The organism is Porphyrobacter sp. LM 6 (assembly GCF_001720465.1).
Taxonomy (GTDB): Bacteria; Pseudomonadota; Alphaproteobacteria; order Sphingomonadales; family Sphingomonadaceae; genus Erythrobacter.
This window is the reverse complement of sequence record NZ_CP017113.1, coordinates 1545917-1568682: the sequence shown is the minus strand read 5'-3', so window position 1 is coordinate 1568682 and position 22766 is coordinate 1545917. Positions and strand designations below refer to the sequence as shown.

Sequence of the window (22766 nt, the reverse complement as noted above, 5' to 3'; positions counted from 1 at the left end):
GGCCAACTGTCTTCCCCCCATGCGGCAAAACAGTGGCAAACTTCACCCGGCGCGGCGGGTCAGTTGCGGTAAAAACAGCGACGCAAACGGACCCCATTGCCCTGATGAAGGGGTATTAGCATCGCCAAGTTGCATGGCAGATGAACCGCCTGCAAAGAGTGCTGAAGGAGAGTTAAATTACGCCTAATCAGCGGGTTACACCAGAGCTGTGGCACGCCCGATATCGGCCGCCGGGCAAAGCACCCCCGCCTCGGGCAAGCCCGTGGTGGCGAAGGTGCACGCTGCGTGACGACCATTTTCCGGACATGGCGGCTTGTGAGCCGTTGTCCCATCTTTGGACAACCGGCGGTTAACCGGTTTACCGGAAACCGGTCCGAGACCCCGCCAGCGGCAGGAGTTTACAGCTGGATGCGGGAAAGAATCGCGAGCCAGACGCTGGCCCCGAAGCTCAACGCAACCACGAATCGCATGGGACGCGGCCACTTGGGGGCATCCGGCGAATCATTCGCCCCGATGAGCGGCCCCGAGCCGCGATATTGTCCGATGGTGGCGGCGAGTCTGCTCGCTCCGAAACCGCCAACGCGCGCAAATGTCGTGCGGCGCACGTAATCCTTGCTCATTCCTAGGCTCCCCGATGCGCCGATCTTTGTTTTTACATGGCAACTGACCATGCTTGCCGGCTGTATCTTTTGCTTTTTACCGAATCATTACACGACGATAAAGTTCCAACTCCACCGCAGATTTTCTGCCTCGCCTGGCGATCTTTTCCATTAGCCCGCGAAGAAATCGAGACATTTTGCGAAGCCTAACCATGCGGGCCACGCACTTTTGAGAACGTTCAACAATGGGACTGGGAATAAACTGATTCCTCTTATCAGGGAAGAGCGGGTGACAAAGACTTGCAAATAATCGAGTGTCAGCGGCACATGTCGTTGAAAGGGGGGCAATCTTGCCATGGAAAGCGTTGGTGCCGCATCGTGCACGCCGTCGTCTGCCGACGATAGCGAAAGCGTTGCCCGCCAGCAGCCTCCCCTGCCGCGCCGAATCTCGGTGGTTGGCGCGTCCGGCAGCGGGAAGTCCTACCTCGCCCGGAAGCTCTCGCACGAACTCGGCATCCCGCACTATGAGCTCGATCGTCTCCGCAACGACGTGGACGGCACGCGATTGAGCGATGACCGGTTTGCCGCGCGGGTTGCCGAGCTGCTCACGCAGGACGAATGGATCATCGACGGCCACTACCGCAGCGTGCGCCAATTGATCTGGAACCGCTCGACCTCGATTGTGTGGCTTGATTACCCGCTCAGCCTTATCGGAGCGCGGCTGCTGGACCGCTATCGCAACAAGCGGCGGCGGGCGCAGACCCAAACCTCCGAAGCGCCCGTAGGCGAGCCGGCCGAGTTTGCGAGCTGGTCGAGCCGGATTGGCCGCCTGTTCCGCGCTCTCAGGGAGCCGCGGGAATATGCAAGCCTGTTGGATGCCGCCGAAGCGCGCGGAAGCCACATCATTCGTGTGCGCCAGCCCGAACAGGCAGAGCAGCTTCCGGCCTCGTTGGCCCTGCTCGGCCGCAAACAGCTCGCGCCGCTCGGTCGCTGGGATCTCCGGCAACAGCGCATGATCGAGCTGTTGGGCGTTCCCGGCTCCGGCAAGAGCACGATCGGCGACAAGCTGGTGTCCGACCTGCAATGCCGCGAACGCCGGAACATCGTGGAAGAGTGGCGCAGGCAATCGCTGCCGGTGATGGTGTGGTATATTCTGCGCGGCTTGCTGGATATTCCCGCAGTGGTGGGTGCGGTCAAATTTGCCCGATGCGCCGGATTGACTTCGCACAGCGCGCTGGGCCGGTTGGTGCGGATGGTGGCCAAGCGCCACTGGGTGCGAACCCGCGAAGGTACCCTGCTACTCCATCAGGGATATCTGCAGGACATCTGGTCGATGCTGACCTTCGACGAGGGCAAGCCGATCGACAATCTCTGTATCGCCCGGTTCCTGCGCGCGATGTATCGCGGTACCGATCCGACCTTCATCTACCTCGACATCGATGTCGACACGGCGACCCAGCGGATCGTTGCGCGCCAGCATGGCAACAGCCGCCTTGATGGGTTGGCGAAAGACGATATCCGCAGGCGCCTCAATGACCGGATCTGGGTGGCTGATATGATCTACACAGCAGCCGAAGCCTCCGGCATGTCCACGCGGCGGATCGACGGACAGTCGAGCGTCGAGGCCGTCTACACCGAAGCGATGCGCGCACTGGCAGCCCGGGGCTTCGCTCCCCCCGTCGCGAAAAACGCACAACAGGCTTGAAGCCCCCCCCCCCTTCGGCTGCGTTTAAAGCGGCATGACACGGGTTTCCTTTCCGCTTTCCCGCCGCAGCCTGATGCTGAGCGCTGGCACCGCTTCGGTATTTACCGCGTTACCTATTTTAACGGGCCTTTCGCGGTCTCGATCTCAGCCCATCGCCATCGGCCGGGCCGCCATCCATAGCGCCATCGCAATCATCATGAGGTTCTCTGTCAGCGATATGAAGCCCAGGGGCACGTTACTGTCGCCGCCGACGCAGGCGCACTTGAGCTCGCGGCGGTCGATGTAGACGGCCTTGAACACGCTCGCCGCGCCCACCGTGCCGATGAACAGCGCCAGCGGGATCGACAGCCAGTCGAGCGCGCCCGCCACCATCAGCACGCCGGCGGTTCCTTCGGCAAAGGGATAGATCCGGCCATAAGGCACCCACCGCTTCGCCAGCAGGTCGTAATTGAGGAACATGGTCGCGAACTTCTCGACATTCTGGAGCTTGAGGAGCGCCAACACGACCATCGAAAAGGCGACAAACCACTCGGCGACCCGCAAGGTGAATAGGGTGCCATCCACCGCATAGCCCGCCGCCGACGCCATCAGCGCAGTCATAGAGAAGAGCGCGATCACCGGGCGGTAGGTGGTGGCAGAGGGGTCTGCGACCTTTAGGCCGAAATAGCGGCGCAGATCATCATAGCCGCCGATCCGCTCACCATCGATGAAAGTCTGCGGCGTTGTCGCAACCCCGTGCTCGTCCTTGAAACGGTCGGTTTCCACGCGTGAGGTGAGGTGGTGATCCTCCACCGTATAGCCTCTCGATTGGAGCAGATGCTTCGCCTTGAGGCCATAGGGGCAGGTGTGGTCAGGCATCACCATGCGGTGAAGGACGGCGGTTTTCGCTGTTTTGGTCATGGCATTTGTTCCCTTGAAGTTTGCCGGATGACCCGTATATAAGTCCCGTACTGTAGTACGGTTTCAAGAGGCAATCATGAAAATCGGTGATCTGGCGCGTTCGGGCGGTGTTTCTGTCGAGACAATTCGCTTCTATCAGCGTCGCGGGCTGCTTTCCGAGCCGCCACGCGGTAGTGGGGCACGGCGTTATACGCTAGGAGATCTGGAGCGGCTGCGCTCGATTCGCGCGGCGCAAACGGCGGGCTTCACGCTGGAGGAGATCGCCACGCTGCTCGATCTGGACCACGATGATCGCGCCGCCGCCCGCGCGCTGGCCGAAGCGCGGATTGCCGCGATCGACGAGAAGATCGCAACGCTGAAGACGATGCGCGCCGCGCTCAAGAATCTTGCGGCGGACTGCGCCAAAAGCGGGGACGGGCCATGCCCGATCCTCGATGCCTTCAGCATTCCGCCCAAACCCAATTCGGGTGGCAACCAGACCCGTAGCCGCAGCGTATAAGTCACCATGACCATTCCTTCTCTCTCACGCCGCAGCTTTGTCAGGGCTGCCGGAGCCGCCTCGGCCTTTGCCGCTATGCCCGCCTGGGCGCAGGGGCATTCGCTGCACGCCATGAAAGGCGGCGCGCCGATCCGCGTCGGTTTCGACGAGGTGCGCGGCCCTGTGATCGATCTGTCGGTCGGCCACGGCCCGCGCGTGGTTCAGGGGCGCAAGGGCCACGGCATCGCCGTCAATGGCAGCGTGCCGGGGCCGCTCATCCGCCTCACCGAAGGCCAGAACGTCCGCCTCAACGTCACCAACAATCTGGACGAGGATACCTCGATCCACTGGCACGGACTGCTGCTGCCGTTTCACATGGACGGAGTGCCGGGGATCAGCTTCCCGGGGATCAAGCCGGGGCAGACCTTCACCTACGAATTCCCGATCCGGCAGACGGGCACCTACTGGTACCACTCGCATTCCGGTCTTCAGGAACAGCAGGGCCATTACGGCCCGCTGATCATCGATCCCGCAGGGGCCGAGCCGGCGGAGTATGACCGCGACTACATCCTCGTCCTGAGCGAGTTCACGCCGCTCCATCCGCACTTCATCATGGACCGGCTGCGCAAGGGCGAAGGCTATTTCAACTACCAGCAGACCAGCTGGAGCGACGAATATCCCCTCACCGCGGCAGACCGGCGGATGTGGGCCGAAATGCGGATGCCCGCGACCGATATCGCCGATGTGACCGGCTCCACCTACACCTACCTCGCCAACGGACGCGGGCCGAAGGAAGGGCTGGAATACCTGTTCAACCCCAGCGAGCGTGTGCGCCTGCGCGTCATCAACGGTGCGGCGCAGACCTTCTTCAACCTGCGCATCCCCGGCCTGCCGATGACGGTGATCGCCGCCGACGGCCAGAACGTGAAGCCGGTCGAGGTTGACGAATTCCAGATCGGCACGGCGGAAATCTACGACGTGATCGTCACCCCGCGCGCCGAGGATGCATACACCATCATCGCCGAGAGCATGGACCGTTCCGGCATGGCGCTGGCGACGCTCGCCAGCCGCCCCGGTGCGCGTGCAGCCATCCCGCCGCCGCGCAAGCCCCCGCTGCTTAACATGGGCGATATGGGGATGAACCACGGGGACATGGGCGAGGGCCACAGCATGGACGGCATGAAAATGCGCGACACGCTGCTCCTGCCGCCCGATGTCGAAATCGGCCCCGGGATCGACATGGTTGCGATGGCGCCAGTCGACAAGCTGGGTGACCCCGGCCTCGGGCTGCGCGATGTGCCCCACCGCGTGCTCAACTACCGAATGCTCAGCGCGCTGGAGCCCAACCGCGACACGCGCGAGCCTTCACGCCTGCTGGAGCTGCATCTCACCGGCAACATGGAACGCTACATGTGGTCGTTCGACGGCAAGATGTATTCCGCCGTCAGCGACGATCCGATCCGCTTCGCGTGGAACGAGCGGGTGCGGGTCAAGCTGATCAACAACACCATGATGGCGCACCCGATCCACCTGCACGGGATGTTCTTCGAGCTGGTGAACGGCGAGGATGCCGCCCATCAGCCGCGCAAGAATGTAGTGATCGTAAAGCCGGGGGCGAGCGCCCAGTTCGATCTGACCGCGAATGAGCCGGGTGACTGGGCCTTCCATTGCCACCTGCTTTACCACATGCACGGCGGGATGATGCAGACCGTCACGGTCTTGGGGCCGGAGGGCGCGAAGTGAGAACCGCCCTTGCCTTTCTGGCGCTGACCGGCGCAGGCCCGCTCGCCGCGCAGGATGCCCATCAGCATCACGACCACGCGCCGCCCGCGCAAGCCGATCCACACGCCGGCCACGACATGGGCGAGCCGGCCCCGCCCGCCTCCCCCGGCCCGACGATGGAGACCCCGCCCCCGCCCGAAGCCGGCAGCGGCCCGCCGCGCGCGGCCGATGCAATCTGGGGCGCAGAGGCGATGGCCGCCTCGCGCGAGGAGCTGGCCAAAACCCACGGCGATTTCCCGGTGTTCTGGTTCCAGGGCGACCGCATGGAGGCGCAGGTGCGCGAGGGCACGGATGCCTATCTCTGGGACATTCAGGGCTACTACGGCGGCCCGACAGAGCGCCTGTGGTTCAAGAGCGAAGGCGAAGGCGCGTTTGGCAGCAAGCCCGATGATGCCGAGGTGCAGGCGCTCTATGCCAAGGCGTTCATGCCGTTCTGGGACTTTCAGGCCGGCATACGCCACGACATTGCCGGGCCGGACACCACCCATGCCGTGATCGGCGTGCAGGGCCTTGCGCCCTACATGTTCGAGGTGGACGCCGCGCTGTTCGTGAGCACCCGCGGCGATGTGACCGCGCGGATCGAGGCAGAGGTCGACCAGCGCATCACCCAGCGCCTGATCCTCCAGCCACGCGTCGAGGCGAACCTCTCAGCGCAAGACATTCCCCTGCTCGGCGTCGGCGCGGGGCTCGACCAGATCGAAATCGGCGCACGGCTGCGTTACGAGTTGAAACGCGAATTCGCGCCCTATATCGGCATCGAGCAATCATGGCGCACCGGCAACGGCGCTGATTTCGCCCGCGCGCGCGGCGAGGATCCGTCGGTCACCAGCCTGGTTGCCGGCATCCGCTTCTGGTTCTGATTTACCCCCGAGGACACTTCCCCCATGCGTATCCCCGCTTTCGCCGCCGCTCTCGCGCTCGCCGCGCTGGTTCCTGCCGGACTTGCCGCCCAGGTGCAGATGGCTACGACCACCAGCCCCGAAGCGGGCTCGACGGTCAAGGCGCCCAAGACTGTCGCGATCACCTTCGCCAAGCCGGTCAATCAAAGCACGGCGGCGGCCAGCATCATCATGACCGCGATGCCGGGCATGGCGAACCACGGCGAAATGCCGATCCGCAACGTCACACCTAGCTGGAGTGCGGACGGCAAGACGCTGACGCTCACGCTCAGGAAGCCGCTGCCCACCGGCACCTACGAGGTGCGCTGGCAGGCGACGGGGACCGACGGCAAGCGCTTGAACGGCGCCTTCACCTTCAAGGTGAGCTGACGCGCCGCAGCCCCGTGCGGCTTACTTCGCGCCCATGATCGGCGGCGCGGCCGGAACCGGCGTTCCGGTCAGGATCGCGGTTTCCTCGTTGGCGAGGATGCCCACCACCTGCGTCCACACCGCGACATTCTGGCGCAGTTGCACCGGATCGATCTTGTCGAGCGTGTCGTCGGGCGTGTGGTGCAGGTCGAAATAGCGGGTGCCATCCTGCTGGAGATCGACCAGCGCGCCCTTCTGGTCACGCACAATGTTGAGATCGGCCCCGCCGCCCGCGACATCGGTGCCGCTCGAAACGCCGAAGCGCACGACGGCAGCGGCGATTTTCTTGTGCAGCGCCGGATTGCTGGTGCGGAAATTGCTGTCGAAGCGCCAGATGCGGTCCGCGCCGAAATCGCTTTCGAGGCCGACCGCGATCGGCTCGTCGATATGCGCCTTGCTATAGGCGACCGAGCCGAACAGCCCGACCTCCTCGGCACCCGCGAACAGCACGCGGATGGTGCGCAGCGGTTGGCCGACCACGCTCACATTGCGGGCAGCGGCAGCGATGATCCCGCAGCCAGCGCCATCATCGATCGCGCCCGTGCCATTCCACCAGCTGTCGAGGTGACAAGCGAGCAACACGGGCGGAAGCGTGGGATTGCGCCCCACGATCTCGCCCACCACGTTGCCGCTCTCGGTTTCCCCAAGGAAACGCGGGGTCAGCACCAGCTTCATCGTGATCGGCTTGCCATCCGCACGGCGAAACATGCGTTCGAGGTTCGCCGCATCGGGATTGCTCAGTGCGCCTGCGGGCGTGGGCTTTACGCCTTCGGGAAAGTCCGTGCCGCCGGTGTGCGGATTGCGGTGGCTATCGGTGCCGACCGACTTGATGACGGTCGCGACCGCCCCCTTGCTCGCCGCGATACCCGAGGCGACCCAGCGCGTGGGGCCAGCAAAGCCGTACTGGCTGCCGTCCTGCGTGCGGGTCATCGTGTTGCTAACGAAAGCGATCTTGCCCTTCAGGCTGCCCTCGGGCGCGGCGACCAGATCGGCGACGGTCTTGAACATCACCACCTCGGCGGTGATCCCGTCCGGCCCAGTCGAGGCAGTGTCACCCAGCGGCGCGATGGCGAAGCTCTGCGGAAAGGGGCTGACGATCTCCGCCTTGCCCGGCTCACCCGGCACCCAGGTCGACATCATGAAGGGTTCGATCGCGATGTTCTGGAAGCCCTTGCGCCGCAGCCATTCGGCAGCCCATGCACGCCCACGCGCTTCGGCCTCGGTTCCGGCCTGCCGCTGACCGACTTCGGTGGTGATCCCTTCAACGAAATCCCACGCGTGGACGTCTCCGCCCAGCGCATTGTCGGCAGCCTGTTCCAGCGTCGGGCGCGGGGATGGCGTGTTGGCGAAGGCCGGAGCGGCGAGCGAGAGCGCGATCAGCGCAGCAAGAGGCTTGGTCATGGCCGCAGGTGCTAAGCCTGCCCCGCGAGCCTGTCTAGCCGCTTGCCCTTGTCCCTCCCCTTCCCTATCTGCGCTTCCAAACCTCCCCACCCGATTATTCGATCCCGAAGGACTTAACCGATGGCCGCGCAATACGCCTTTGTCATGAAGGGCATGACCAAGACCTTCCCCGGCGCCCAGAAACCGGTGCTGAACAACATCTCGCTCCAGTTCTATCAGGGCGCGAAGATCGGCATCGTCGGCCCCAATGGCGCGGGCAAATCGACCCTGATCAAGATCATGGCGGGGATCGACAAGGATTTCACCGGCGAGGCTTGGCCGGGCGAGAACATCACCATCGGCTATCTCGAGCAGGAGCCCGAGCTTGATCCGACCAAGACCGTGCTCGAAAACGTCAAGGACGGCGCGCGCGGGATCGCCGACATGGTCGATCGCTTCAACGAGATCTCGGCGTTGATGTGCGAGCCGGATGCCGATTTCGACACGCTCGGCGCGGAAATGGGCGAGCTTCAGGACAAGATCGACGCGGTCGATGGCTGGACGCTCGACAACCAGCTCGAAGTGGCGATGGAAGCGCTGCGCTGCCCGCCGGGCGACTGGCCGGTGAAGGACCTGTCGGGCGGCGAGAAGCGCCGCGTCGCGCTCACCCGCCTGCTGATCCAGAAGCCCTCGATCCTGCTGCTGGACGAGCCGACCAACCACCTCGATGCCGAAAGCGTCCTGTGGCTGGAAAACCACCTCAAGGAATATGCCGGCGCGGTGCTGATGATCACCCACGACCGCTACTTCCTCGACAACGTGGTGGAGTGGATCCTCGAGCTCGATCGCGGCTCCTACTATCCCTACGAAGGCAACTACTCGACCTATCTCGAGAAGAAGGCCAAGCGCATGGAGCAGGAAAGCCGCGAGGAATCCGGCAAGCAGAAAGCGCTGCAACGCGAACTCGAATGGATCCGGCAGACCCCGGCCGCGCGCCAGACCAAGTCCAAGGCGCGTATCCGCAAGTTCGAAGAGCTCCAGAACAGCCAGGAAAACCGTCAGGTCGGCAAGGCGCAGATCGTCATCCAGGTGCCCGAGCGCCTTGGCGGCAAGGTGATCGAGGCCAAGAACATCTCGAAGGCCTATGGCGACAAGCTGCTGTTCGAAAACCTCAGCTTCACCCTGCCCCCCGGCGGCATCGTCGGGGTGATCGGGCCAAACGGCGCGGGCAAGTCGACCCTGTTCAAGATCCTCACCGGCAAGGAACAGCCCGACAGCGGCACGATCGAGATCGGCTCGACCGTGCGGCTGGGCTTTGTCGACCAGAGCCGCGACCATCTCGACCCGACCAAGAACGTCTGGGAGGAAATCTCCGACGGGCTCGATTATATGAAGGTCAACGGGCAGGACATGAGCACGCGCGCCTATGTCGGCGCGTTCAACTTCAAGGGCGCGGACCAGCAGAAGAACGTCGGCAAGCTATCGGGCGGTGAGCGCAACCGCGTGCACATGGCCAAGATGCTTAAGGCCGGCGGCAACGTGCTGCTGCTGGACGAACCGACCAACGATCTCGACGTCGAAACCCTCGCCGCGCTTGAAGACGCGATCGAGAACTTTGCAGGCTGCGCCGTGGTCATCAGCCACGACCGCTTCTTCCTCGACCGTCTGGCAACCCACATCCTCGCCTTCGAAGGCAACAGCCATGTCGAATGGTTCGAAGGCAACTTCGAAGCCTACGAGGAAGACAAGCGTCGCCGTCTGGGTGATGCGGCGGATCGTCCGACCCGCCTCGCCTACAAGAAGCTGACCCGCTGAGCTTCCGGTTACCCCTGCGCCAAGGCGCGGGGGTGATCCTGTGGCCGGTTTACGGCGAGACCCAGCGCCCCTGCCATTCGTCGCTCGTGCGCGTGAACTGTGCGCGGACGTGGCCGGTGTGGGCGAGATAGAGCCAGTCGAACGCGGTCAGCGTGATCATCAGCAAGGCGAAATTCTCGCGGGCGGGAATGATCTGTTCGTCGTCCGGCTCCACGCCCTCGAATTCGGCGGGCAGGCCCGATGTCGGCACATCCGAAGCCGTGCCTGGCCCGTCACCCAGATAGCAGCGCCGCGCGAAATTGGTGCTCGCCGCCCAGGCCGCATCGACCTGCGGGCCGGTGGTGAGGATCTGGCCCTCGCCGTGCGCGCGGATCTGGATCTTGGCGCCCTTGTCATAGAACAGTACCGCCATGCGCGGATCGGCGGCGATCACCTGCGCCTTGGGCGAGCGAAGATCGGTGTGTAGCCGCAAGGTCCACGCCCGGCTGTCGAAGGCACGCAGCACCATCACCCGCGCATCGACATCGCCCGTCACGATCACCGGCGTATGCATCGGCGACTTGCGGTCTTTGGCTGCGCGGATCAGGCGGTTGGTGCAATCGGCGCGGACATCTTCGAGCGTTTCGAACATGGCCGCCCCCTTCTCCGTTATCCCCTGCCAGTCAAGCGCGACCACCCGCCGCGCCGTGTGCGTTCATTATTTCGACGATTTTTCTGAATTTCGGCAAGCCGGTTCATCCGCGCGACAGTCTGTGCAGGTTAACTCCGACTCCTCAACTAGCCGCTTGTGGTGGGCCGGCGATTCTGGAGGCACACTCGATGATGAAACTTTATGCCAAGGGCGGATCGCTGGCGGCGCTCGCTGTCGCGCTGGTCGCCGCGATCCCGGCAGCGCCACTCGCAGCACAGGATATCTCCAATTCGGCCATCGAGGCGCGCGCGCAGGCGCGGGCCGACCGGCAGCAGATGCGGATGGACAGCCGCGTGGTGCGCGAAGCCGCCCGCGCCGAACGTCCCGCGCCGCCCCCGCAGCAGCAGCGTTCCGCGCCGGCACCGTTCGAAGCGCGCCCCAGTGCTCCCGCTCCGCGCGGCTTTGGTGGCGATGTGATTGCGCGCGCCCAGCGTGCCGACCGCGCCCAGCCGGCCGAACGTGCCGAGCGGATCGACCGGCGCAGCGAACGCCGTGCCGATCAGGTCGAACGCCGCAGCGAAGATCGCGCCGAGCGGGTCGAATGGCGCGGTGATCGCCGCGCCGATGTGCTCGACCGGCGTGGTCGCGACGTCGCTGCCGACCGGGTCGAGCGGCGGGCCGATGATCGGGCCGAAGTGATCGAACGTCGGGGTGACCGCAGGGCCGACCGCGTCGAGGATCGTGGTGACCGCCGGGCTGACCGGGTCGAAGATCGTGGTGATCGCCGGGGTGATCGCGGCTTCGGCAGCGACATCCGCCGCGCAGTGCGCGAGGATCAGGCGCGTGATGCCCGCGGCTATATCGTGCGCGATGCGCGCGGTAATATCGTGCGCGATGGCCGCCGCGACGACGACCGCCGGGACGGCTGGCGCCGGGATGGACGCCGCGACGACTGGCGCGGTGATCGCCATAACTGGCGGCGCGATGACTGGCGCTGGGATTGGCGCGGCTATGACGGCTGGGACCGGCGCGATTTCCGTCGCTGGGATCGCCGCTGGCGGGGCGACCGCCGGTACGATTGGTCCGATTACCGTCGCGACCATCGCTTCCACTATCGGCCCGGCCCCTATTTCGCGCCGTTCCGTTCGCACCGCTACAACCGTCTGGACATCGGCTTCTATCTCGACAGCCTGTTCTTCCAGCCGCGGTTCTTCATCAACGACCCGTGGGCCTACCGCCTGCCGCCGGTTTACGGGCCGTATCAGTGGGTGCGCTACTATGACGACGTGCTGCTGGTCGACATCTACAGCGGCGAAGTGGTGGACGTGATCTACGACTTCTTCTGGTAGATCATCGCCAGACAAGAAAACCCCGCCGGAGCGATCCGGCGGGGTTTTTCTTTGGGCGCTCAGCCCTTGGCGGTGCCGAAGGGCAGCATCCGGAAGAGCGTGCCGTCCTTGTCGATCAGCGTGTGCTTGAGCGTTGCCAGAATGTGCACCGCGATCAGCACCAGCAGTGTGGTGCCCGCGAGCGCGTGGGTTTCAAAGATCTGTTCGGCCATCGCTTCGTTGGGCGCGACCGGCAGTTTGGGCACTTCGACGATGCCCCATACGCTGATGCCGCTGTCGAACATCGACATTGCCAGCCAGCCCGCGATCGGCATCACCAGCAGCAGGGTGTACATCGCAAGATGCGTAACCTTGGCGAGCATCCGTTCCCACCCTGCATGACCTGCCACCGGCGGCGGCGGCGGGTTCATCAGCCGAGAGGCCAGCCGGACAGCCATCAGCGTGAAGATCACCACACCCAACGCGAAGTGGTTGCCCATGATCTGGCTTCCTTCCTCGCGCGTGGCGGCGTGTTCGGCAGCTTCGGCGATCCGCCAACTGGCAATCACCGCGATCCCGACCAGCCAGTGCAGCGTCATCGCCAGGCCCGAATACTTGGTTTTGGTATTGAGGCTCATCCCGTCCCTCCGTGTTCCTCGGTGGTCGAGACTAGCATTCGGCCACCGGAGCGCAAGGGAGCGCGAGGGGCTCAGGCTTTCGCCAGCGCCTCGGCGATCAGCTGGCGGGTCGGCGCAATCCCGTAGAGCGCGATAAAGCTACCCATACGCGGGCCTTGCTCGGAGCCGAGCAGGGTTTCGTAGAGCGCCTTGAACCAGTCCCGCAAGTTCTCGAACCCGAACTCGGGCTGCTTGCCGATTTCATAGACGATGGTCTGCAAATCCTCGGCGCTCATGTCGGCAGGCGCTTCGGCAAGCGCGGCATCGAGCGCCCACAGCGCCTGCACCTCGCCATCCACCGGCGCACGCTTGACCAGCGTCGAGGCGACGAAATCGCGGTTATAGGCCAGCGCCTTCATCACCAGCGTATCGAGCGCCGGGTGCGCGGCCGGATCGGCATCGGCGACATAATTGCCGAGGTACGACCACACCGCCTCGCGCGTCGCGCCCGCGCCGAGCACGCCGACGAGGTTGAGCAGCAGGCTGAACGGGACCGGCAGGCTGTCACCCGCGCCCGGCGCTTCGGCGCCTTCGTGGTGCGCGTTGGTGCGCAGCAGATGCCACACCGGATTGCCGAGCTGCTTGTCGATATCCTGCCCCGGCAGAGCGGCGCGGAACTGCCAGTAATCGTCGATCGCCTTGGGGATCACGCCCGCGTGGAGCTGCTTGGCGCTCTTAGGATTGGCGAAGATGTAATAGCCGAGGCTCTCCTCGCTGCCATATTCGAGCCACTGCTCGATCGACAGGCCGTTGCCCTTGGACTTGGAGATCTTCTCGCCCTTGGCATCGAGGAACAGCTCGTAGATCAGGCCTTCGGGCTTGTGGCCACCGAGCACGCGGGCGATCTTGCCCGACTGGATGCCGGAATCGGTCAGATCCTTTCCGTACATTTCGTAATCGACGCCAAGCGCCACCCAGCGCATCGCCCAGTCGACCTTCCATTGGCACTTGGCCATGCCGCCGAGGGCCGATTGTTCGACAACGGAGCCGTCCTCGTCGGTAAAGCGGATGATCCCGGCGGCGGCATCCACCACTGCGATCGGCACCTGCAACACCGCGCCGGTGGTGGGCGAAATCGGCATGACCGGCGAATAGGTCTGGCGGCGTTCCTCGCCCAGCGTCGGCAGCATGATGTCCATGATCGCGCCGAAATTGGCGAGCACGCCCTTCAGAGCCTCGTCGAACCGGCCCGAATTGTAGCAGTCCGAGGAGCTGACGAATTCATACTCGAACCCAAAGCGGTCGAGAAAATCGCGCAGCATCGCGTTGTTGTGCGCGGCAAAGCTTTCGAACTTCTCGAACGGATCGGGGATGCGCGACAGCGGCTTGCCAAGGTTCGCATCGAGCAGCGCCTTGTTGGGCACATTGTCGGGTACCTTGCGCAGGCCATCCATGTCATCGCTGAAAGCCACCAGCCGGGTCGGCTGGCCGGTCAGCGCCTCGTAGGCGCGGCGGACCAGCGTAGTGCGCAGTACTTCCTGAAAGGTACCGATATGCGGCAGGCCCGAGGGGCCATAGCCGGTTTCGAACAGCACCCCGCCCGGCTTGCCCTGCGGCATCCGCTTGGCGAGGCGCTGGGCCTCCTGAAACGGCCAGGCCTTGGAATTGTGGGCAGCGGTGATGAGGGCGTCAGCTGAGATCGTCATAACGAGGCGGCTATTAGGGATAGCGGACAGCCATGCAAGCGTGCGTTTACATCGCGCGCGCGCTCGCCCATCGTGGGCGGCGTGACTGCCCCCGCTTCGCTCCCTGATCCGCTCAACCTGCCAGCGCTCCATGCGAGCCACGGCGGGCACTGGCTACGCGCCTCCGATTGCGTGACCAATGCCGTGTCGAAAGGCGATGCGATCATGGCTGCCGCCGATACGCCGGTGCTGCTGATCAATGCCCCGCTGGTGGCGAGCCGTCTGGGCTATCCCGATCTCTCCGGCCTCGATCTGCTCGAAGCCTTCGCCTTCATCCACCCCGCAAGGTTCTGTGTGCCGACCCCGCGCGGGCTGGCCGAGGCGCTCGACCTGCCAATCCCCGATGGCGATGCGGCGGTGCCTGAATTGCTCCAGCGGGCGGCGGGCGCGCTGATTGCGGTGTGCCGTGATCCCGAATGGTTCGAGCGCGAAGGCGCTTGGAGCGCGCTCCAGACGCTCGAGCGGCTGCGCTGGCCCTGGGCGCAGGTGTTGAAGCCCCACATCGCCAAGCCCGAGAAGGCCGAGCGCTGGCTGTTCTCCCGCTTGCCCGAGTGGGAAGAAGCGGGCGAGCGGCCCGCCCCGCAGCAGGTCGAACTCTCTCCCGAGACCGTGCAGGCCCAGCTCGCGCGGCTCACCGGAGAGGGTGCCGAACGGCGCGAGGGCCAGCGCGCCTATGCTGCCGATGTCGCACGCATCTTCGCAGCACGACCCGCGCCGGGACGGCCGTTTCTGGCATTGGCGCAAGCGGGCACCGGGATCGGCAAGACGCTGGGTTATCTCGCCCCGGCCTCGCTGTGGGCGGAGCAATCGGGCGGCACGGTTTGGGTGTCGACCTTCACCAAGAACCTGCAACGCCAGCTGCGCGCCGAAAGCCGCCGTGCATGGCCCGCCCGCCGCGCCGACGGCACCCCGCCGGTGGTGGTGCGCAAGGGCCGCGAGAATTACCTCTGCCTGCTCAACCTCGAAGACGCGCTGCAAGGCGGGTTTGCCGGACGCGCGGCGATCCTCGCGCAGTTGGTAGCGCGCTGGGGCGCCTATACCCGCGACGGCGACATGATCGGCGGCGATCTGCCCGGCTGGCTCGGCACGCTGTTCCGGAAGCGCGGAATTGCTGCCCTCACCGACCAGCGCGGCGAATGCGTCTATGCCGGCTGCCCGCATTACCGGAAGTGCTTCATCGAGCGCGCTGCAAGGGATAGCGCACAGGCCGATCTGGTGATCGCCAATCACGCGCTGGTGATGGTCAACGCCGCGCGCGCCCGCGATCCGAACCAGCGCCCCACACGGCTGATCTTCGACGAAGGTCACCACGTGTTCGATGCGGCGGATTCGACCTTCGCGGCCACGCTCTCGGGGCAGGAGACCATCGAACTCAGGCGCTGGATCATCGGCCCCGAACGCGAGGCGCGCGGCCGCCGGCGCGGGCTGTCCGCACGGCTGGCCGATCTGGCGAGCTATGACGAAGCCGGAGCCGAAGCGATCACGGCCGCGTGCAAGGCCGGGCAGCTCCTCCCGTCGGACGGCTGGCTCCAGCGCCTCGCCGAAAACAGCCCCTTCGGCCCCATCGAAGCGCTTCTCGCAGCCGTCCGCACCGCGACCTATGCCCGCGATGAAAGCGGCGGGATCGAAGCCGGATACGGGATCGAGACCGAGGCGGCGGGCCTGCCGGGCGAAGTGATCGAGGCCGCCAGCGCCGCAGCCGAAGCGCTCGCCAGCATCCGCGTGCCGCTGATCCGGCTCGGCGGACGGCTGGAGGCGATCCTCGCCGATCCGCCCGACTGGCTCGACGCGCAGGGCCGCGCCCGCATCGAAGGCGCGCGCTTCGCGCTCACATGGCGGATCGATCTCCTCGCGGCATGGGAAGCCCTGCTCGACCGGCTCGGCGGGCCAGCTGATCCGGAATTCGTCGATTGGCTCGCGGTCGATCGCTCCGAAGCGCGCGAGTTTGATGTGGCGATCCACCGCCGCTGGCTCGATCCGATGAAGCCCTTCGCGCGCGTCGTGCTCGAACCCGCGCACGGCGTGCTGCTGACCAGCGCCACCCTGACCGACCGCACGCATGATGACGACCCCTGGGCGAGCGCCATCGCCCGTTCGGGCGCGGCGCATATCGAAAGCGCGCCGCTGCTGTCTTCGGCGAACAGCCCGTTCGATTATGCTGCACGCGCCGAGGTGCTGATCGTCACCGATGTGAAGAAGGGCGATCTGCCTGCGCTCGCCGGTGCCTATGCGCGGATCATCGAGGCGTGCGGCGGCGGGGTGCTCGGCCTGTTCACCGCAATCCGGCGGCTGCGCGCAGTCTATGGCCGGATTGCCGACCGGCTCGCGCGGGCGGGCCTCCCGGTCTATGCCCAGCACGTCGATCCGATCGACACCGGCACGCTGGTCGATATCTTCCGCGATGATCCGCGCGCCAGCCTGATCGGCACCGATGCCCTGCGCGACGGGGTAGACGTGCCGGGCCATTCGCTCAGATGCGTCGTGATGGAGCAGGTGCCATGGCCGCGCCCCGACATCCTCCACAAGGCGCGCCGCGCGGCGGGTGGCGGCGCTGCCTATGACGACCGGATTATCAGAGCCAAACTGGCGCAGGCCTTCGGGCGGCTGATCCGCAGCAAGGACGATGCGGGCCATTTCGTCGTGCTCTCGCCCGCCTTCCCTACCCGCCTGCTGTCGGCCTTCCCCGATGGCACGCCCGTCTTGCGCGTAACCCTCGATGAGGCTTTACAACGGATCGCGGAAGGTGTTGGGGGCAGGAACGCCCTCCACCCCTCGCCCGACGCTCAGGGAGCCGATTTGCTGTGAAAATCCTTGGTCTCCTGCGTCACGCCAAGTCGGACTGGGACGATCCGCATCAGCGCGATTTCGATCGCGGGCTGAACGCGCGGGGACGCAAGGGCGCCGAGTTAATCGGGCAGCATATCCGCGATCACGGCATCAAGTGGGATCGGCTGATCGCCAGCCCCGCAGTGCGCGTGGTGCAGACGCTGGAAGCCGCGCTGCCGGATCATCCGGTGATCTACGACCAGCGGCTCTACCTCGCCAGCTTCGACACCATTGTCGAGACGATCGAGGCCCACGCGGGCAGCGGCGATGATGAAGCCAAGGCGATCCTCATTTCCGGCCACAATCCCGGCCTGCAGGACGTGCTGCTGGAGCTGGTCGCACCGGGCAAGGAAAACGCCCTGTTCAAGGAAGCGGTGGTGAAGTTCCCGACCGCCGCCTACGCCGTGCTCGAATGCGAGATCGAACATTGGGCCGATCTCAAGCGCTATTGCGCCGAGGTGGTGCATCTCGCCCGCCCGCGCGATCTCGATCCGGAATTGGGACCGGAAAACTAGACCAGCTTGCGCGGGCCGGGGCCTTCGCCAGCCAGCACGTCGTCGGGATTCCAGATCGCGCAGTGCGAGAGGCTGAGACAGCCGCAGCCGATGCAGCCGTCCAATCGGTCGCGGGTGCGTTCCAGCTCGGCGATGCGGCGATCAAGGACATCGCGGATCGCGCGGCTGATCGCCTGCCAGTCCTTGGCCGTGGGGGTGCGCCCCTGCGGCAGCTTGGCAAGCTCCGCCTCGATCTCGCCGAGCGTCAGGCCGAGCCGCTGGGCGATCAGGATGAAGCTCAGCCGCCGGATATCGGAACGCAGGAAGCGCCGCTGGTTGCCGCCGGTCCGCATCGGCTCGATCAGACCGCGCTCCTCGTAAAAGCGGATCGCCGACACGCTGAGCCCGGTGCGGCGCGCGATTTCGCCGATGGGAACAAGGTCTGACGGCTTGAGGCGGACGGACATGAGGGGTCTTCCGATAAGAGCTTGACCTCAAGTTAGGTTGAGATTGCACCTTGGGCAAGGACAGTGATTCGCACGGCCAAGCGGGCGGCGGATTACCCAATCGAACCGGAAGGATAGAATGCCATGCCCACAGGCCAGCTTGAACACGTCAACATCACCGTCAGCGATCCCGAACGCGCGTCCGCGCTGCTCCAGCGGCTCTGCGGCTGGCACGAACGCTGGCGCGGCCCATCGCAGCTCGGCGGCTGGACCATCCATGTCGGCGGAGAGCTCGATTACATCGCCGTCTACACCAAGGGTGCGCCGGTCGAACGCTTCGGCAAGGGCGCGCCGCTCAACCATGTCGGGCTGGTGGTCGATGATCTCGACGCGGCCGAAGCGGTGGTGGTGGAGGCCGGGCTCGTCCCCTTCAACCACGCCGATTACCAACCTGGCCGCCGGTTCTATTTCTTCGACTGGGACGGGATCGAATTCGAAATCGTGAGCTACGGCTAGAACAGCCCCGGCTGGTGGGCCGCGCCCTTCGCCCAGGGCTGGCTGGTGCGGTCAATCGTGATCGCACCCGCCCACGGCCGGCACAGCGCCAGCGCATCCTGCGGCGCGCCCGACAGCCAGCTTGCATGGTCCTGCGGGGCGAGCAGCACCGGCATACGTTCATGCACGCTTGCCGCATCGGTGCCTTCGCTGTGCGTCATGACCATCGAATAGCAATCGCCCCACTCGTCCGAGGATCGCCACACGCCCGCCGCGGCGAACAGCGGGGTATCGGGCAGCGACAACCAGGTGCGGGTCATCTGCCCTTTGGGTCCTTGCGCTTCGGCCCATGCGGTGATCGGGATCAGGCAGCGGCGATGTTCGAAGGAATGGCGCCAGAAGAAGGTGCCGAGTTTGTCGGTGCGCGCATTGTTCACCGGCTTGGGCTTCAGTTTCTGGCCCTGCTTGCCGGTCAGCACGAGCGGAAAGCCCCAGGCCATCGCCCGCACCTGCCCCTCGGCCACCACCAGCCCGGGATAGCCGGGATAGACCTCGTCCCCGAAATTGGCGCCGCCCGCCGCGTCCACCGCATCGAACCAGCCTGCGACTTCGCTTCGGGTCTTGGTCATGCGGTAGAGGTTGCACATCGCGGCTCAGGTCCCCGCGTTCGCCACCACGAAACACGCCGCCGCCATCAGTGCGCCGGCCCAGCGGTTCGACCGGAACCGGTCGAGCGGATTCGCCGGATCATCCGCATCGAGCGTCGCCACCTGCCACGCCAGATGCCCCGCGACCGGCAGCAGCGCGAGCAGCGCCAGCGGATCGCCGCGGTAAAGCCAGATGCCCAAGGCCCACAGGCCCACCGCCGCCGCGTAGAAGCCCGCGATCCCCGCCTGCACCCGCGCGCCCATCGCCAGTGCCGAGGAGCGGATGCCGACCATCGCGTCATCTTCGCGGTCTTGCAGGGCATAGATCGTGTCGTATCCGATCACCCAGGCGATGCACCCGGCATAGATGCAGGCCAGCGCGTCCCAGTTGTCCCAGCGCAAATGCGTCCAGCCGACCAGCAGCCCCCAATTGAACACCATCCCCAGCCACGCCTGCGGCCACCACGTGATGCGCTTCATGAAGGGATAGGCGGCCACCAGCGCCAGGCTGCCGAGCGCGACAAGCTGTGCCTGCCAGCGCAATTGCAGCAGCACCATAAGCCCGACGAGGCACAGCGCCACCAGCCAGATCCACGCCGCACGCTTCGATACCCGCCCGCTTGCCACCGGGCGCAAGGCGGTGCGCGCCACCTGACGGTCGAGGTCGGCATCGACAATGTCGTTATAGACGCAGCCCGCCCCGCGCATCGCGATGCTCCCCAGCAGCAACCAGCCGAGCAAAGCGAACTGCGGCCCCGCGCCCGCCAGCCACACGCCGAACACACAGGGCCAGAACAAGAGCCACCAGCCGATCGGCCGGTCAAACCGCGCCAGCTGCGCCAGATCGCGGGGAAGCTGCGGCAGCCGCGCCACCAGCCCGCGGTGTTCGCTATCGGGGACGACGTGATCGCTCACGCGGCCTCCTCAGCCCGCGCGGCGCGCCAGCCGACTATCGCCAGCACCAGCATGGTCACGTTCCCGGCAAAATCGAGCATCCCGATGCTGGTCAGCACCGGCACCTCGTAATGGAACCAGTAGTTGAAGCCGAAGAACGGCAGCAGCAGCACGGCGAAAACGGCAAAGCTGCGCGCGTTCCACCGGGTCACCAGCGCCATCAGCCCGAACAGCACCGCCTGCGAGCCGAAGCAGGCGATGGTGAAGCGGTTGATGAAGCTCGTGTCACGGTAGGCCTCCGTGAAGGCGAGTTCGATCACGCTCGCGGGCGCGAACAGCGACCATCCGCCAAGGATCAGGAACACGGCGGCGATCAGGAATTGGGCTGTACGCGCGGACATGACTTGCTCCCTAGCGCCCCGAGCGCCTAGTGCAAAGCCATGCCCGCAACACCCGCATGGCCTCCGAAAAGCGCCCCGCGCCTGTTCCTCGCCGAGGAACTGGGTGAAGGCCGCATGGTCACGATCGATGGAGCGCAGGCGCATTACCTCGGCAAGGTGATGCGGGTGCGCGAAGGCGATGCAGTGATCCTGTGCGACGATGTGACCGGCGAATGGGCCGCGCGCGTGACCGAAGCGGGCAAACGCGACGTCACGCTTGAAGTCGTCCAGCAGCTCCGGGCGCGTGAGGCGGTGCCCGATCTGTGGCTGTGCCCCGCCCTGCTCAAGAAAGACCGTTTCGACCTGATCCTCGAGAAGGCGACCGAACTGGGCGTGGGCCGGATCCAGCCGGTGCTCACCCGTCGCTGCGTCGCCGACAAGCTCAACCACGAACGCGCCCGAGCGATCACCATCGAGGCCGCCGAGCAATGCGCCCGCACCGCGCTCCCGGCACTGGCCGAACCGGTCAAGCTCGATACGCTGCTGGCGGGCTGGCCGGAGGATCGCGCGTTGTTCTTCGCTGACGAGAACGGCGGAGACAATGCCGCCGCCGCCTTCGCCGCCCATTCGGGCGCGGCGGCGATCCTTATCGGCCCCGAAGGCGGGTTCGACGAAGCCGAGCGCGCCGCCATCCGCGCTCACCCGCAGGCACGCACGATCAGCCTCGGCCCGCGTATCCTGCGCGGCGAGACCGCCGCCATCGCCGCGCTCGCCGTTTGGATGGCGCGCGCGGGCGACTGGTAACCACCGGACAGCCCCCCGCGAACCGGCACAACAGTTCCGCTTCACCCCGCCAAACGCGAATTTGCCTTCCCACCGGCAGACCAGTTTTCTAAGGCAACCTTCCAGAGAGGGCCTCATCCTATGAGCACACGCGAAGCCAGCACGGCGGACGATCCGATCATCGAGAGCTTCGACCAGCTACTCACGCCGATGATGCGCGGCGAAAAGCCGCCCGCGGACTGGCGCATCGGCACCGAGCACGAAAAGCTGGTGTTCAAGACCGCCGATCACCGCGCCCCGTCCTATGACGAACCTTGCGGCATCCGCGACCTGCTCAAGGGCATGGAGCAATTCGGTTGGGCTCCGGTCGAGGAAGGCGGAAACGTCATCGCCTTGAAGGGCACGGACGGCGCGGTCAGCCTTGAACCGGCAGGGCAACTCGAACTTTCGGGCGCACCGCTCGAAAACCTGCACCAGACCTGCGCGGAAACCGGGCGGCACCTCGCGCAGGTGAAGCAGGTCGGCGAGAAATGCGGCGTGGGCTATCTCGGCCTCGGCATGTGGCCCGACAAGACGCGGGCCGAGCTGCCGATCATGCCCAAGGGCCGCTACGACATCATGCTGCGCCATATGCCGCGCGTCGGCAGCATGGGCCTCGACATGATGCTGCGGACCTGCACCATTCAGGTGAACCTCGATTACCAGTCCGAAGCGGACATGGTGCAGAAGTTCCGCGTCGGCCTCGCACTGCAACCGCTGGCGACCGCGCTGTTCGCCAATTCGCCCTTTACCGAAGGCAAGCCCAACGGCTTCCTCTCCTACCGCTCGCACATCTGGTCCGATACCGATCCGGCGCGCACGGGGATGCTGCCCTTCGTGTTCGAGGACGGCTTCGGCTATGAGCGCTGGGCGCGATACATGCTTGATGTGCCGATGTATTTCGTCTTCCGGGACGGCAAGTATATCGATGCGGCCGGGCTGTCGTTCCGCGATTTCCTCGACGGAAAGCTCTCGGTTCTGCCGGGTGAGCGCCCGACGCAGAGCGACTGGTGGGATCACCTTTCGACCGCCTTCCCCGAGGTACGGCTCAAGAGCTTCCTCGAAATGCGCGGCGCGGATGGCGGACCGTGGAGCCGGATTTGCGCCCTGCCCGCCTTCTGGGTCGGGCTGCTCTACGATCAGGGCGCGCTCGATGCGGCATGGGATCTGGTCAAGGGCTGGACGATGGAAGAGCGCGAGGCGCTGCGCTCCGCCGCGCCGAAGATGGCGCTCGATGCGCCTGTCCCTGGCGGCCACACCCTGCGCGATATCGCCCGCGAAGCGCTGAAGATCGCCCACAGCGGGCTCGCGGCGCGCGCACGGCTGAATGCGGCGGGCGACAACGAGACCGGCTATCTCGATACGCTCGACGAGATCGTTGCCAGCGGCAAGGTGCCCGCCCAGCGGCTGCTCGATGCCTATGACGGCGAGTGGAACGGGGATATCACCCGCGTCTACGAACAATCATTCTGACG

22 protein-coding genes are annotated in these 22766 nt (G+C 65.5%); 12 read left to right on the top strand and 10 right to left on the bottom strand.

Annotated elements, in window-relative coordinates:
- Positions 1–398 precede the first annotated feature (398 nt).
- On the bottom strand, positions 399–620 hold the full coding sequence (locus BG023_RS07425; RefSeq protein ID WP_069309898.1) for a hypothetical protein: 222 nt from the start codon (positions 618–620) through the stop codon (positions 399–401).
- Positions 621–954: 334 nt separating this feature from the next.
- Here BG023_RS07425 and BG023_RS07420 point away from each other — a divergent pair, with 334 nt between their 5' ends.
- The gene (locus tag BG023_RS07420) at positions 955–2304 is read left to right on the top strand and encodes a hypothetical protein (protein ID WP_069309897.1); all 1350 of its coding nucleotides are present in this window, start codon (positions 955–957) and stop codon (positions 2302–2304) included.
- Positions 2305–2448: 144 nt separating this feature from the next.
- On the opposite strand, the gene BG023_RS07415 is transcribed toward BG023_RS07420, so the two are convergent.
- Complete coding sequence (locus BG023_RS07415) at positions 2449–3204, bottom strand: MauE/DoxX family redox-associated membrane protein (RefSeq protein ID WP_069309896.1); 756 nt, start codon at positions 3202–3204, stop codon at positions 2449–2451.
- Between the two features lie 76 nt (positions 3205–3280).
- Here BG023_RS07415 and BG023_RS07410 point away from each other — a divergent pair, with 76 nt between their 5' ends.
- The 4 genes from BG023_RS07410 to BG023_RS07395 are packed head-to-tail and all read left to right on the top strand — an operon-like array spanning position 3281 to position 6732.
- Positions 3281–3703, top strand: coding sequence for a MerR family transcriptional regulator (locus BG023_RS07410; RefSeq protein WP_069309895.1), 423 nt, complete (start codon positions 3281–3283; stop codon positions 3701–3703).
- A gap of 6 nt (positions 3704–3709) precedes the next feature.
- Entirely contained in the window at positions 3710–5425 is a 1716-nt protein-coding gene (locus BG023_RS07405; protein ID WP_083234598.1) for a copper resistance system multicopper oxidase, read from the top strand.
- A complete protein-coding gene (locus tag BG023_RS07400) occupies positions 5422–6324 on the top strand; it encodes a copper resistance protein B (RefSeq protein WP_233992952.1) in 903 nt (300 codons plus the stop codon). The genes BG023_RS07405 and BG023_RS07400 overlap by 4 nt, the downstream gene beginning before the upstream one ends.
- Positions 6325–6348: 24 nt before the next feature.
- Positions 6349–6732 (top strand): copper resistance protein CopC, encoded by a 384-nt coding sequence (locus BG023_RS07395; protein WP_069309893.1) that lies wholly within the window; start codon positions 6349–6351, stop codon positions 6730–6732.
- A 21-nt stretch (positions 6733–6753) separates the two neighbouring features.
- Here BG023_RS07395 and BG023_RS07390 read toward each other — a convergent pair whose 3' ends face one another.
- Positions 6754–8172 (bottom strand): M28 family peptidase, encoded by a 1419-nt coding sequence (locus tag BG023_RS07390; RefSeq protein ID WP_069309892.1) that lies wholly within the window; start codon positions 8170–8172, stop codon positions 6754–6756.
- A gap of 120 nt (positions 8173–8292) precedes the next feature.
- Between BG023_RS07390 and ettA the strand changes: the two genes are divergently transcribed.
- Positions 8293–9966, top strand: coding sequence for an energy-dependent translational throttle protein EttA (gene ettA, locus BG023_RS07385; RefSeq protein WP_069309891.1), 1674 nt, complete (start codon positions 8293–8295; stop codon positions 9964–9966).
- Between the two features lie 49 nt (positions 9967–10015).
- Here the strand turns inward: ettA and BG023_RS07380 are convergent, their stop codons facing one another.
- Positions 10016–10597, bottom strand: a complete 582-nt coding sequence (locus BG023_RS07380; RefSeq protein WP_069309890.1) for a pyridoxamine 5'-phosphate oxidase family protein — start codon at positions 10595–10597, stop codon at positions 10016–10018.
- A 188-nt stretch (positions 10598–10785) separates the two neighbouring features.
- Here BG023_RS07380 and BG023_RS14960 point away from each other — a divergent pair, with 188 nt between their 5' ends.
- On the top strand, positions 10786–11946 hold the full coding sequence (locus BG023_RS14960) for an RcnB family protein (protein WP_233992951.1): 1161 nt from the start codon (positions 10786–10788) through the stop codon (positions 11944–11946).
- Positions 11947–12005: 59 nt separating this feature from the next.
- Here the strand turns inward: BG023_RS14960 and BG023_RS07370 are convergent, their stop codons facing one another.
- Positions 12006–12563, bottom strand: a complete 558-nt coding sequence (locus tag BG023_RS07370) for a cytochrome b (RefSeq protein WP_069309889.1) — start codon at positions 12561–12563, stop codon at positions 12006–12008.
- Positions 12564–12634: 71 nt separating this feature from the next.
- Positions 12635–14248, bottom strand: coding sequence for a lysine--tRNA ligase (locus BG023_RS07365; RefSeq protein ID WP_190315733.1), 1614 nt, complete (start codon positions 14246–14248; stop codon positions 12635–12637).
- Positions 14249–14452: 204 nt separating this feature from the next.
- On the opposite strand from BG023_RS07365, the gene BG023_RS07360 reads away from it, so the two are divergent.
- Positions 14453–17092, top strand: coding sequence for an ATP-dependent DNA helicase (locus BG023_RS07360; protein ID WP_233993098.1), 2640 nt, complete (start codon positions 14453–14455; stop codon positions 17090–17092).
- Positions 17089–17628: a SixA phosphatase family protein gene (locus tag BG023_RS07355; RefSeq protein ID WP_069309888.1), complete on the top strand. Its 540-nt coding sequence runs from the start codon at positions 17089–17091 to the stop codon at positions 17626–17628. The genes BG023_RS07360 and BG023_RS07355 overlap by 4 nt, the downstream gene beginning before the upstream one ends.
- On the opposite strand, the gene soxR is transcribed toward BG023_RS07355, so the two are convergent.
- A complete protein-coding gene (gene soxR, locus BG023_RS07350; RefSeq protein ID WP_069309887.1) occupies positions 17625–18074 on the bottom strand; it encodes a redox-sensitive transcriptional activator SoxR in 450 nt (149 codons plus the stop codon). The two genes, BG023_RS07355 and soxR, sit on opposite strands and share 4 nt — an antisense overlap.
- Before the next feature lie 123 nt (positions 18075–18197).
- Here soxR and BG023_RS07345 point away from each other — a divergent pair, with 123 nt between their 5' ends.
- Entirely contained in the window at positions 18198–18569 is a 372-nt protein-coding gene (locus BG023_RS07345) for a VOC family protein (protein ID WP_069309886.1), read from the top strand.
- Here BG023_RS07345 and BG023_RS07340 read toward each other — a convergent pair.
- From BG023_RS07340 to BG023_RS07330, 3 genes are read right to left on the bottom strand one after another with little or no spacing between them, the layout of a single operon-like run.
- Entirely contained in the window at positions 18566–19195 is a 630-nt protein-coding gene (locus BG023_RS07340; protein WP_069309885.1) for an SOS response-associated peptidase, read from the bottom strand. The two genes, BG023_RS07345 and BG023_RS07340, sit on opposite strands and share 4 nt — an antisense overlap.
- Positions 19196–19201: 6 nt before the next feature.
- Positions 19202–20110, bottom strand: coding sequence for a 4-hydroxybenzoate octaprenyltransferase (ubiA, locus tag BG023_RS07335; protein WP_069309884.1), 909 nt, complete (start codon positions 20108–20110; stop codon positions 19202–19204).
- Positions 20107–20490, bottom strand: a complete 384-nt coding sequence (locus BG023_RS07330; RefSeq protein WP_069309883.1) for a hypothetical protein — start codon at positions 20488–20490, stop codon at positions 20107–20109. Before BG023_RS07330 ends, ubiA begins: the two co-directional genes overlap by 4 nt.
- 39 nt (positions 20491–20529) lie before the next feature.
- Between BG023_RS07330 and BG023_RS07325 the strand changes: the two genes are divergently transcribed.
- Together BG023_RS07325 and BG023_RS07320 are read left to right on the top strand one after the other, a co-directional pair.
- Positions 20530–21273: a 16S rRNA (uracil(1498)-N(3))-methyltransferase gene (locus BG023_RS07325; protein ID WP_069309882.1), complete on the top strand. Its 744-nt coding sequence runs from the start codon at positions 20530–20532 to the stop codon at positions 21271–21273.
- A 120-nt stretch (positions 21274–21393) separates the two neighbouring features.
- The gene (locus BG023_RS07320) at positions 21394–22764 is read left to right on the top strand and encodes a glutamate--cysteine ligase (RefSeq protein WP_069309881.1); all 1371 of its coding nucleotides are present in this window, start codon (positions 21394–21396) and stop codon (positions 22762–22764) included.
- Positions 22765–22766 lie beyond the last annotated feature (2 nt).

Coding starts and splice junctions, on each gene's coding strand:
- BG023_RS07410 (WP_069309895.1), top strand. CDS start 3,281: ATGAAAATCGGTGATCTGGCGCGTTCGGGCGGTGTTTCTGTCGAGACA.
- ettA (WP_069309891.1), top strand. CDS start 8,293: ATGGCCGCGCAATACGCCTTTGTCATGAAGGGCATGACCAAGACCTTC.
- BG023_RS07425 (WP_069309898.1), bottom strand. CDS start 620: ATGAGCAAGGATTACGTGCGCCGCACGACATTTGCGCGCGTTGGCGGT.
- soxR (WP_069309887.1), bottom strand. CDS start 18,074: ATGTCCGTCCGCCTCAAGCCGTCAGACCTTGTTCCCATCGGCGAAATC.
- BG023_RS07365 (WP_190315733.1), bottom strand. CDS start 14,248: ATGACGATCTCAGCTGACGCCCTCATCACCGCTGCCCACAATTCCAAG.
- BG023_RS07405 (WP_083234598.1), top strand. CDS start 3,710: ATGACCATTCCTTCTCTCTCACGCCGCAGCTTTGTCAGGGCTGCCGGA.
- BG023_RS07325 (WP_069309882.1), top strand. CDS start 20,530: ATGCCCGCAACACCCGCATGGCCTCCGAAAAGCGCCCCGCGCCTGTTC.
- BG023_RS07395 (WP_069309893.1), top strand. CDS start 6,349: ATGCGTATCCCCGCTTTCGCCGCCGCTCTCGCGCTCGCCGCGCTGGTT.
- BG023_RS07370 (WP_069309889.1), bottom strand. CDS start 12,563: ATGAGCCTCAATACCAAAACCAAGTATTCGGGCCTGGCGATGACGCTG.
- BG023_RS07340 (WP_069309885.1), bottom strand. CDS start 19,195: ATGTGCAACCTCTACCGCATGACCAAGACCCGAAGCGAAGTCGCAGGC.
- BG023_RS14960 (WP_233992951.1), top strand. CDS start 10,786: ATGATGAAACTTTATGCCAAGGGCGGATCGCTGGCGGCGCTCGCTGTC.
- BG023_RS07390 (WP_069309892.1), bottom strand. CDS start 8,172: ATGACCAAGCCTCTTGCTGCGCTGATCGCGCTCTCGCTCGCCGCTCCG.
- BG023_RS07415 (WP_069309896.1), bottom strand. CDS start 3,204: ATGACCAAAACAGCGAAAACCGCCGTCCTTCACCGCATGGTGATGCCT.
- BG023_RS07380 (WP_069309890.1), bottom strand. CDS start 10,597: ATGTTCGAAACGCTCGAAGATGTCCGCGCCGATTGCACCAACCGCCTG.
- BG023_RS07345 (WP_069309886.1), top strand. CDS start 18,198: ATGCCCACAGGCCAGCTTGAACACGTCAACATCACCGTCAGCGATCCC.
- BG023_RS07330 (WP_069309883.1), bottom strand. CDS start 20,490: ATGTCCGCGCGTACAGCCCAATTCCTGATCGCCGCCGTGTTCCTGATC.
- BG023_RS07360 (WP_233993098.1), top strand. CDS start 14,453: ATGGCTGCCGCCGATACGCCGGTGCTGCTGATCAATGCCCCGCTGGTG.
- BG023_RS07420 (WP_069309897.1), top strand. CDS start 955: ATGGAAAGCGTTGGTGCCGCATCGTGCACGCCGTCGTCTGCCGACGAT.
- BG023_RS07320 (WP_069309881.1), top strand. CDS start 21,394: ATGAGCACACGCGAAGCCAGCACGGCGGACGATCCGATCATCGAGAGC.